Annotated in this window: 9 protein-coding genes and 1 other RNA gene; 1 reads left to right on the top strand and 9 read right to left on the bottom strand. The window is 46.7% G+C overall.

All coding sequences use genetic code 11. The features are described 5' to 3' along the window. Nucleotides 1-170 precede the first annotated feature (170 nt). On the bottom strand, nucleotides 171-401 hold the full coding sequence (locus WA407_RS14795) for a hypothetical protein (RefSeq protein ID WP_071558470.1): 231 nt from the start codon (nucleotides 399-401) through the stop codon (nucleotides 171-173). An 88-nt stretch (nucleotides 402-489) separates the two neighbouring features. After that, complete coding sequence (gene pdxR / locus WA407_RS14790; protein ID WP_235309360.1) at nucleotides 490-1,965, bottom strand: MocR-like pyridoxine biosynthesis transcription factor PdxR; 1,476 nt, start codon at nucleotides 1,963-1,965, stop codon at nucleotides 490-492. 116 nt (nucleotides 1,966-2,081) lie between these two features. Here pdxR and WA407_RS14785 point away from each other — a divergent pair, with 116 nt between their 5' ends. Next, a complete protein-coding gene (locus WA407_RS14785) occupies nucleotides 2,082-3,302 on the top strand; it encodes an aminotransferase-like domain-containing protein (protein ID WP_039272269.1) in 1,221 nt (406 codons plus the stop codon). Between the two features lie 410 nt (nucleotides 3,303-3,712). On the opposite strand, the gene rnpB is transcribed toward WA407_RS14785, so the two are convergent. From rnpB to WA407_RS14750, 7 genes are all read right to left on the bottom strand, one after another. Then, nucleotides 3,713-4,111: RNase P RNA component class A (gene rnpB / locus WA407_RS14780), an RNA gene on the bottom strand. Nucleotides 4,112-4,214: 103 nt separating this feature from the next. Continuing rightward, nucleotides 4,215-5,330, bottom strand: a complete 1,116-nt coding sequence (locus WA407_RS14775) for a Nif3-like dinuclear metal center hexameric protein (protein ID WP_039272270.1) — start codon at nucleotides 5,328-5,330, stop codon at nucleotides 4,215-4,217. Then, nucleotides 5,306-6,067, bottom strand: coding sequence for a tRNA (adenine(22)-N(1))-methyltransferase (locus tag WA407_RS14770; protein WP_039272271.1), 762 nt, complete (start codon nucleotides 6,065-6,067; stop codon nucleotides 5,306-5,308). The genes WA407_RS14775 and WA407_RS14770 overlap by 25 nt, the downstream gene beginning before the upstream one ends. Beyond that, complete coding sequence (locus WA407_RS14765) at nucleotides 6,064-6,903, bottom strand: hypothetical protein (RefSeq protein WP_336077659.1); 840 nt, start codon at nucleotides 6,901-6,903, stop codon at nucleotides 6,064-6,066. Before WA407_RS14765 ends, WA407_RS14770 begins: the two co-directional genes overlap by 4 nt. An 87-nt stretch (nucleotides 6,904-6,990) precedes the next feature. Further along, nucleotides 6,991-8,124: an RNA polymerase sigma factor RpoD gene (gene rpoD / locus WA407_RS14760; RefSeq protein WP_007431230.1), complete on the bottom strand. Its 1,134-nt coding sequence runs from the start codon at nucleotides 8,122-8,124 to the stop codon at nucleotides 6,991-6,993. Nucleotides 8,125-8,167: 43 nt separating this feature from the next. After that, complete coding sequence (gene dnaG / locus WA407_RS14755) at nucleotides 8,168-10,042, bottom strand: DNA primase (RefSeq protein ID WP_336077658.1); 1,875 nt, start codon at nucleotides 10,040-10,042, stop codon at nucleotides 8,168-8,170. Further along, the gene (locus WA407_RS14750; RefSeq protein WP_250268942.1) at nucleotides 10,035-10,511 is read right to left on the bottom strand and encodes a YaiI/YqxD family protein; all 477 of its coding nucleotides are present in this window, start codon (nucleotides 10,509-10,511) and stop codon (nucleotides 10,035-10,037) included. The genes dnaG and WA407_RS14750 overlap by 8 nt, the downstream gene beginning before the upstream one ends. Nucleotides 10,512-10,552 lie beyond the last annotated feature (41 nt).

The raw sequence follows: 10,552 nt of genomic DNA, 5'->3' as shown, positions 1-10,552 counted from the left end.
AATGATTGTGCAATGCTTTTGACTCCCTCAGTACCACGCTGATACCTACGAATGGCCTCCAATTTCTCATCTAAACTGAATTTAGGCAAAAAACTGCACCTCCATTGTTAGTCGTGTCTAACAAATGAGGTGCAGTTCAGTTGCTCCCATGGCTGCTTTTTTGGGCTTTATTAACGCTTGGAACTGCTGCGAACAGGACGCTTGCCATGGCTGCGAGTATGACAGCAAGGTTCTCCAGGATCCTTTATACTCACCGGAAATACGTGATGAGGCACAGGTACAATGTGCGTCTGATTTACAATTTCAATCGGATGAACCACAGGCACGACTTGTGGGAAAAATTGATGATTTACAAATTGGATCGGTGGGCACACGATCGGGTCGTAAGGGCAATGACTCATAATGTGCAACTCCTTTCGGTGAATTAGTACAGCATATTAAGAAGGCAGGTGCTGTGCTTGGATGTTTACCCCCTAATACAAATATCCCTTATAAAATAGGCTTCCGTTCAACAATGACCGAACGATCAAGCAGTTCACCCAACAAACGGCACAGTTTGTGAAGACCTGTTTTAAGTGCTTCCTTGTCCGCATACGAAAAAGAAATACGGATATGATTACTGTTCATACCACCTGCATAGCATACTGCCCCAGGTAAAAAGGAAACGCCTTCTCGGTCAGCCAGCCGCTCCAATTCTGGAATATCAACATTAGGAGGAAGCTTAATCCACACATTTAAGCCGCCTTCGGGAGCATACCAGCTGACCTCTGGCGGAGCATAGCGCTGGAGCGTGTGCAATGCGACTGTCAACCGATCCCGCATTTGTTCCCGCAACCAAACAAGGTGCTGATCAAGTCGGTTCTTGATAAAGGGCAGTAGCGCTTTTTGCGTTAATAGAGGGCTCCCCAAATCCGTAGTAGACTTGGCAGCCACCAAACGATCCATTACACTGCCCGTGGCCGCTACACAAGCTATACGGCAGCCGGGAGCAACGGTTTTGCTAAAGCTTTTGATATATATCACATGTCCGGACTGATCATGCGCCTTGATAGAGAGTGGCGGCTTTGTTTTATAATAAAGGTCGGAAAATGGATCATCTTCAACAATGAGACAATGATAACTTTGAGCTAGATCCAGTAATTGTGTGCGTCTGGCCATCGTTAAAGTTACTCCGGTAGGATTATGAAAAGTGGGTATCGTGTAGATCAGTTTTGGGGGATGAGTGTCGCAAAGACGTGTGAGGATATCGATCCGCATGCCCTGCTCATCCATCGGAATCATAATTACTTTGGCACCACGACTGGTAAACACATCAATGGCCCCGGTATATGTAGGAGCCTCCATGTAGACAACATCTCCAGAACCAACAAAAGTACGTGCCACCAAGTCAATCCCCTGTTGGGCACCACTGGTTACGAGTAGCTGTTCTGCCACTGTGCATATACTGCGTTCGTTCAAGTGATCTACAAACACTTCCCTCAGCGCTAAATCACCTTCAAAAGTCCCATATGCTGCCATTGCATCGGGATTTCCAGAGGATAGACGTTGAGTATCAGCAATGATTTCGCGTGTAGGAAGAAGCTCCGGTTGAATTGCTGCTATATGAAAAGAATAGGGAACCTGTCTGCTATGGTTAAAGTTTCTCCATAGCTGTGCGCGCGGCAAATAATCGATCAGCGACATTTGCCATGACAAATCCTGCGCTCCCTCACCTTGAACAGCTACCGAAGGCTCCGCTACATAGCAACCTTTTCCCTGTGTACAGGTTACCAAATTAATAGACTCCAGCTCAGCATACGCCTTGCTTACAGTTACGGGACTTACCGCAAGTAGGCTGGACAGATGACGGACAGACGGAAGCTTTGTGCCCTGAGGCAGCAATCCAGACTGGATGCGATCTGCTAATGTTTTGGCAATCTGTAAATATAATTTGACACTGCTATTGCGGCTGAGATCAATATGCATCGGAACTGTCCCCCCAAAAAATCAACTGTTACATTTAGACGTTTACTGTTATACTTCATTATCGATATAATACAACAAATTTCATAGTACAGTATAGAACACAGGAGATGATTGGATTGGAACACAAATTTTCGGGTATGGCTCGTACTCAGGGCTCGTCCATGGTAAGGGACATTTTAAAGCTGACACAGGGAACAGATGTGTTATCTCTGGCAGGCGGCCTTCCTGCCGATGCCTTTTTCCCCATCGAAGCTGTTGCTAAAGCCTATGAGCGGGTATTTCGCCTCGGCGGTACTACCGCTCTTCAATACGGCCTAACCGAGGGCTACATTCCTCTACGGGAACGTCTTGCAGCAATCATGTCATCCCAAGGCATCTCCGTCACCAGAGATAATATCATTATGACGACGGGCTCACAGCAGACCATTGATCTGGTTTCGCGTGTGTTGCTCGATCCGCAGGATACTGTATTGGTGGAGTCCCCTACTTATTTGGCCGCTCTTCAGGTATTTAATTCCTATGGTGCCAACATTGTAAGTGTAGATACAGACTCTAACGGTATGCAATTAGATGATCTTGAAGCCAAGATCAAAAAACATCAGCCTAAATTCGTGTATGTCATTCCCACCTTCTCCAACCCGGCAGGAAGTGTTTGGAGTATGGAACGCAGAACAGGCGTTGTTGAACTATGCCGTAAATACGGCACTTTGATTTTTGAAGATGATCCTTACGGACGTCTTAAATTTGACGAAAACCTTAACTTTCCATCCCTTTTCTCAATTGATCAACAGTTAGGTGGAGACAGTCATGTAATGTACACTTCTACATTCTCTAAAACTGTCGCTCCAGGTGTTCGCTCTGGATGGTTGGTGGCCGATCAAGCTATCGTCGTTAAAGTCGCGAATGCCAAACAATCTGCCGATCTGCACTCCAGCAGTATTGATCAACGTGCTTTGAATGAGTTACTGGACTTTTTTGACTTGGACGGACATATTCGTACCGTGTCCGCCGAGTACCACACTCGTATGCTACGTCTCACATCGCTGATGAAAGAACGCCAATGGGAAGGAATCACATGGAATGATGCACTTGGCGGTATGTTTATGTGGGTTACCCTCCCTGAGGGCTTCCGTTCTGACCGGTTGCTGCAACTCGCAATTCAGGAAGGAGTCGCATTTGTGCCTGGACAAGTCTTCTATGCTGACCTGAGCGGCAGCAACCATATGCGAATCAACTTCACACATACCGATCCTTCCCTGCTTCCAAAAGCAGTTGACCGATTGGATCGAGCACTGAAGATGTACACAGAGGAAAGTGTGGTAAAAAGCGTACGCTGATGGAGTTGGCAGAACACGTACGTGAGGCCCGCTTCACGTTGTTTTTACGATCGCTGTTATCCCTGATTCGTTTGGATTTTGAATAGTGGTGGAATCTGGGACAAAAGCCGCACGCCTCGCTTCTATAGACTCAAATGCGTTGCTACGCTGACTACGTGCCTCTTCCTCGCACGTTTTTACGATAGAGGGAGTAAAAATTAAAATGAAAGCCTCCAGTAGTTATGCTTGGGGGCTTCATTCTAAAAATGCACTATTTCTGCGCAAATACGGTATGTTAAAAAGGGTGTGTCATGATTCCCACAGGAATATGACACACCCTTTTTAATTCAATAAATACATTTGGATTAAAAGCTTTCATGCAAACAGGTCATTTACAAAAGTTAAATTCATACATTTTAAGGTGTTGCAGTGGGGAAAGTTTTCCGTAAGCCGGGTTCTGTGCTATTCGTGGTACAGACGGGAACTACCCTCCCACTACAAGCGACAATCATCTATCTAGGCCGAACATTGCTATCCAGCTCCAGCGACCAACCTAGACACGCCTCGGGCTAAGGCTGCTTCGCAAAGAAGCTGTGTCCCATTAGGTCTTGCTCCAGATGGGGTTTACCAGGAACGAAGTCACCAGCGTTCCTCGGGGTCTCTTACACCTCGGTTCCATCCTTGCCTGTGCCGCAAGCGGCCATCGGCGGTCCATTTCTGTGGCACTATCCTTCAACTCGCGCTGACTGGACGTTATCCAGCATCCTGCCCTATGGAGCCCGGACTTTCCTCTCGCGGCTTACGCCGCCAGCGATTGTCTGTCAAACTTTCCGAACAACATTACATAGTATACAGGGAACGCGCGCACGTTACAACCCTGAAAATATTGTAAAAAGTAGAAAGCACCTTTATTTTCTCATAGACGTTGAGGTTTTACAAAAATTGAAAAGGTTCGGTTTCCACCTGAGATACATGTACTTCCGTTGAGTATCGACCTTCTGCCAAGCGTTTACGCATCCACTCTGCAGTTTTAGGCTTCATAATCTTTTCAGCGTTATGTCCAGGGTCAATAATAGCAATCCCCGCCATAAGGGCATCCTGAGCCGTGTGATAGTCAATATCCCCCGTGACTAATACATCAGCCCCCTTAAAAAGCGACTTGTTCACATAACGGCTGCCAGAGCCCCCAAGCACGGCTGCCTTTTTGATCGTACGATCTAAGTCGCCCACCACACGTACATGCTCGACGTTGAGACCGTTTTTCACAACATCGACAAACTCGCGTAACGTGCAGGCTTCCTTAAGCTTGCCGACCCGACCCAAACCAAAGCTACGGCCTTGCAAATCCATATGGTATAGGTCATAAGCCACCTCTTCATAAGGATGAGCCTTCAGCATCGCTTGAACAACTTTATTGCGTACACCCTGCGGTACAATGGTCTCAATACGAACCTCTTCACTACGTTCCATTTTACCCTGCTCACCCAAAAACGGCTGTGTGCCTTCACCCGGCACAAAAGTTCCGTAGCCATCAATGTTAAAGCTGCAATGGCTGTAGTTGCCAATATGTCCAGCTCCCGCTCCCAGTACGGCATCCAGTACCCGTTGATGATGTGTTTTGGGTACGAAAACGACAAGCTTGAACAATTGCTCGGTGTGAACATCCTCCAACGTACCTTCACTTTGAATACCCAGTGCTTCCGCCATCCAGTCATTCATGCCGTTCTCAGCCGTATCCAGATTCGTATGACTGATGTAGACAGCAATATCATTCTTGATCAGCTTTTCATACAATCTGCCCGCAGGCTGATCCGTGTTCAAAGCTTTAAGTGGGCGGAATATAATCGCATGATGCGCAATAATGAGGTCTGCTTTTATGCGGATTGCCTCTTCGACAACCTCATCATTAACATCCAGGGCTACTAATATGCTTTTGATTTCCTTTTGCAGACTACCCAGCTGAAGCCCGATTCTATCGTCTGGAACTGCCAAGTATTTTGGAGCCAGCTGCTCCATGTAGCTAATTACTGTCTGTCCTTTGGCAAACATGCAAGTACCTCCTCTAGCTGTTCAATTTGCTTGCGCAATTGTTCCCGCTTATGCTGTGCGGATTCCTGATCTGACCGTGCCACTTGTGCCAGCACATCCTGAAGCTTGCGAATCTCCAATTTCCATTTATAAAAAAAGATTTCATTCGGTGCTTTAACCAATAGCGGCCCGAGTTGCATTAACAAATCCTGTGTCAGTACCAGCGAACTATCGGGAAGTTTCCATGGTTGATACAGATCTTCCTGTTTCAGTGGGCTTACCGAATCAGGTACTGCCGTCAGAATCTCATATATTTTTCCGTCTTCTTCCATAATGTGTTCATTTATTAGTACCCATTGATGTTCGATGAGCCAACGGCGTAAAATATCCTCGCCTACGTTAGGCTGTAGAACAAGCTGTTTTACGGAAACAAGCTTGTCTTTCCCTTGCTCTAGAATGGAAGCGATCAAGGCACCACCCATACCGGCTATCGTAATAACATCAACTTCATTGGCCTTAATTACAGCCAAGCCATCTCCCTTTCTAACTGCAATGCGATTAGTAAGACCTGCTTCGGCCACCTGCTTTTGAGCCGCACGCAACGGCCCATCGTTGACTTCACCCGCCACGGCTTGCGGTACTCTGCCACTACGCACTGCAGCCACAGGGAGTAGTCCATGATCCGAGCCAATATCCGCAAGTCTGCTCCCGGCAGGAATTTGTTCCATAATATATTGTAATCGTTGAGAAAGTTTCATGACGTCACCCACGTAATCCATTTTTTTCGAGTCCAAAATAAAATCCCTACAACAAATGCCAACTTCAGTATGCTGTAAAACACCACATCTCCCGCTGCTTGATGGCGCAGGATAATCATGTCTGCTTCAGCCATGAATGCTAGTGTCATGCCTATAGCGAAATAAACCAAAGCGAGACGCGGAAAGCGGCGATGTACCCACCAGCTTAACCAGATCAACAATACTGCGTGCAAAATCCAAAATGCCTCAAGCATCATTAAAGTTGCTGTAGGCCAGTAGCGGCCTATAAGGACCGCGTACACTAAAAGCAGCCCAGCAAGACCACAGTAATGAAGTAAGTTGATCCGCAAAGTTAATCCCACAAGACACCATACTACACCGCATAGGCCTACGAGAAAAAGAAACCAAACCTTAGCTTCACCTTGATGGAGCTGAATGATCCACACACCCGAACCCAGCATAATCGCACTGCCTAAAGTGCTCAACATTGCACTCATACTCTTTTCGGAAGACCGCCAAAATGCGGCCACTCCATAGCAAATCGTAGTAACTGCACTTGCCGAGAATATTTGCATTGCCAACGGAAAAGCGGTAAAATAAAAACCGATCAAACAAATGCAGGAAATAATGACAAAACCAAGAAGCCAGGCGATCCCATGCCCGTGTCTAAGATATGTAAGCAGCCCGGTGTTGTTACGGTTCTGGCTCTGCGACGGATCTTCGTCCTCCCGATACAGGTTAGACAAAAAATCGCAATATTGCTCAGGGAGCAGCCGACTTCGCCGCCAATGCTCAATTTCATGTAACAGTATTGCCCGTTTTTCCTCCTGGTCCAAGCTTCTTCCCCTCCACCAAGGCTGCCATGAGATAAAAAAAGACCCCCTGCGCGCTTCAAGCCGCAGAAGGTCCGCAATGTTACGCTTCTATTCGAGGAAATCCTTCAGTCGCTTACTGCGGCTTGGATGGCGCAACTTACGCAGCGCTTTGGCCTCAATCTGACGAATACGTTCACGTGTAACACCGAACACTTTACCCACTTCTTCAAGAGTTCTGGTTCTTCCGTCGTCCAAACCAAAGCGGAGACGCAAAACATTCTCTTCCCGTTCGGTCAACGTATCCAGTACATCCTCAAGCTGTTCCTTCAGAAGTTCATAGGCAGCCGCATCTGCAGGCGCCAATGCTTCCTGATCCTCAATGAAATCCCCCAGATGTGAGTCATCCTCTTCACCAATTGGTGTTTCCAATGAAACCGGTTCTTGGGCAATTTTCATAATCTCCCGTACTTTTTCCACGCTCAGCTCCATCTCGGCAGCCACTTCTTCCGGCGTAGGTTCGCGCCCCAGCTCTTGCAACAGTTGACGCGATACGCGAATCAGCTTGTTGATCGTTTCCACCATATGCACTGGAATACGGATCGTTCTCGCCTGATCGGCTATTGCGCGCGTAATGGCCTGACGAATCCACCAGGTTGCATACGTACTGAATTTAAAGCCTTTTTCGTAATCAAATTTTTCTACTGCCTTAATCAAACCCATATTACCTTCCTGAATCAGATCCAGGAAAAGCATTCCGCGACCAACATAACGTTTGGCAATACTTACAACCAGACGCAAGTTCGCTTCGGCCAACCGACGCTTAGCTTCTTCATCGCCGTTATTGATCCGTTTGGCAAGCTCCACCTCATCATCAGCAGAAAGCAACGGTACACGACCGATTTCCTTCAAGTACATCCGGACCGGGTCATTAATTTTAATACCGGGAGGCAGGCTCAGATCGTCATCGAAATTAAAATCATCCCCATCATTGTTTTCCGGGTCGTCATTTTGACGCAATCTGGTAACTTCTTCGTCGTTGTCATTCACAACCTCAATCCCCAAGTCACCCAGCTGCTCATAAAACTCATCCATTTGCTCGGGGTCCTGATCAAACGGCGACAGTTTTTCCATGATATCTTTGTAGTTCAGAGAGGAACTTTTTTTACCCAACTCAATCAGTTGATCTTTAACCTGATCCAGTGTTAGTTCCGTCTCCAGTTCAGTATGCTGATCATTCGCCATCTTTCGACTCCCTCCTCCCTAGAAACATCCGACCTCTGTGTGTTCATTGTCTCTCTAGGGCTATAATCTCACTTGCAATTTGTGCTGCGCGCAAAAAGTCACCTAAGCGCTCAGCGGCTCTCATTTCTTCCCTTTTCAAATCCAGTTGCTCCTGCAATGGAAATTTTCGCACTTGATGAATATAATCATCCAAAATGTGCGGTGCCCATACGCCTGGAGCATCCATCATCATGATCGAACTTACGTTCTTCTCCAGTCGGTCGTCTTGCAAAGATGAAATAAAACGGCTTGTATCCGGTAACTTCCCTTGCGCGTAATAGGCATATAGATAAGCAGCAATTGCTGCATGATCCTCAATATTAAAGGCGTCGCCCAGATGCTTTTCTACATACTCTGCAGCTTCTAAATCCTGCATCATCCAGTGAAGCAGCCTGCGTTCAGCCACATGGTAAGCTGGCAACAGATTAGGTGTGGAGACCTGCCCTTTTTTATGCCTACCATTATTCCACCCATTTTCGTTATTATCCCCAAAGTTCTGTTTTTTTTGCAGGGATTGACGGAGTAAATTGCATTCTTGCTTCAAGGTTTCAAAATCCACCTTGACTTCGGATGATACTTCGCGCAGATACACTTCCCGCTCGGTCGGGGATGACAGAGGTGCAATGACATTTAATGCTTCGCGGGAATACGCGATTCTTCCTTCTTCCTCTTGCAGTATATGGTTTTTTTTCAGATATATAAGCTTAAATTTCACCGTTGAAACAGCACTTTCGATAATTTGGCGCTGGAATCGTTCGCCGCCGTATTGCCGGATAAAATCATCCGGGTCCATACCGTCACTGACCAGCGCTACTTTCACGTGAAGCCCCGCATTTTCCAACAGCGGAAAATTTTTAAGCGCAGCAGCTTGTCCTGCCCGGTCACCATCATAACAAATAATAACCTCGTCGCACAGTCCTTTTAACATCGTAGCATGGTGCTCCGTTAGAGCAGTGCCCATGGCGGCCACCCCATTTTGTACGCCAGCTTCCCACGCTGAGATAACATCACCATAGCCTTCAAAAAGAACACTTTGGCGTAGCTTGCGAATTGAGGTTTTAGCATGATGGAGATTGTACAGCGTTCGGCTCTTGTTGAATAGCTTGGTTTCCGGTGAATTCAAATACTTCGGCTGTCCCTCACCAAGTATACGGCCTGCAAAGGCAATAACTTTTCCGTTGCGATTCCAAATGGGAAACATGATACGATCTCTAAATCGATCCACATATCCATCACCCTCGTGCCGGGGAGAAATGAGCCCTCCCTTTTCCATCTCCACGGGATCAAAAGAACGCTTCTCCAGAAACTGAACGATCGTATCCCATCGGTTGGGTGCATAGCCAATTTGAAATTGATCAATGATCTTGTCACTGAATCCCCGTGAGCGCAAGTATTCCATGGCTGGTTTGCCGTGCTCCGTATTTTTAAGCAAAAAATGGTACATCTTAGAAGTTAACTCATACGCTTGCAACAGCCTGTCCAACTCAGGATGCTGATGCGATGAATCACGTCCCTGCCATTCGCCGAGCGGGATATGACTTTCTTCTGCCATTGTCCTGACAGCTTCGGGAAAGGATAGTCCTTCGATTTCCATCATAAATTTGATGGCATTGCCTCCCGCGCCGCAGCCGTAGCAGTAAAAAATCTGACGATCCGGTGTCACGGTGAATGAAGGGGTTTTTTCGGAATGAAAAGGACAGAGGCCTTTCATATATTTCCCCTGCTTGGCCAAATGCACGTACTTGCTTACCGTATCTACAATATCATGATGTTGTAAAACCGACTCAATGATATCGTCCGGTATGTTGCCTTGTCCGGCACTCATATTAACCACCTTCATCTCTTTAGCACGTAAATATAATTCGATACCGTTACTCATTCTCCTGCAAGCGAAGTAAAAGTTTTGTCAGTTTATGTTGAAAAACTTCACGATCCTCTAATGTAAACGGTTTAGGACCTTTTCCATAACGTCCTTTTTTCCGTTCTTTGGCAGAAGTATGGCGTCGGTCAAGCATGAAATCAATCGAATCGTTTCGATACATAGCTCCGCGAAAAGACATCACTTCACAACCTTTTGCCAAGGCAAGTGCAGCAAGACCATAATCATTGGTGGTTACAATATCTCCGCGGCGGATATGATTGGCAATATAGAGATCGGCACTTTGGTCGCTTCGGTCTACTTTAACGACGCTTACGCCTTTGCTGCCCTGAATGAGATGATCATATGAAGATACCATAATAACCTCAATATGAAAAAGGGAAGCTATCTCCGCAATTTCACTTTTAACAGGACAAGCGTCCCCGTCAACAACGATCCGCACATCCAGTAAAGTTCCGGTTCCCTCCATGAGCATCCCCCATCTCCATCCGCATTCGAGTAAAATACGGA

It is taken from the genome of Paenibacillus sp. 203, from assembly GCF_037027525.1.
Lineage (GTDB): Bacteria > Bacillota > Bacilli > Paenibacillales > Paenibacillaceae > Paenibacillus > Paenibacillus polymyxa_B.
This window is presented reverse-complemented; position numbering and strand designations above follow the sequence as displayed.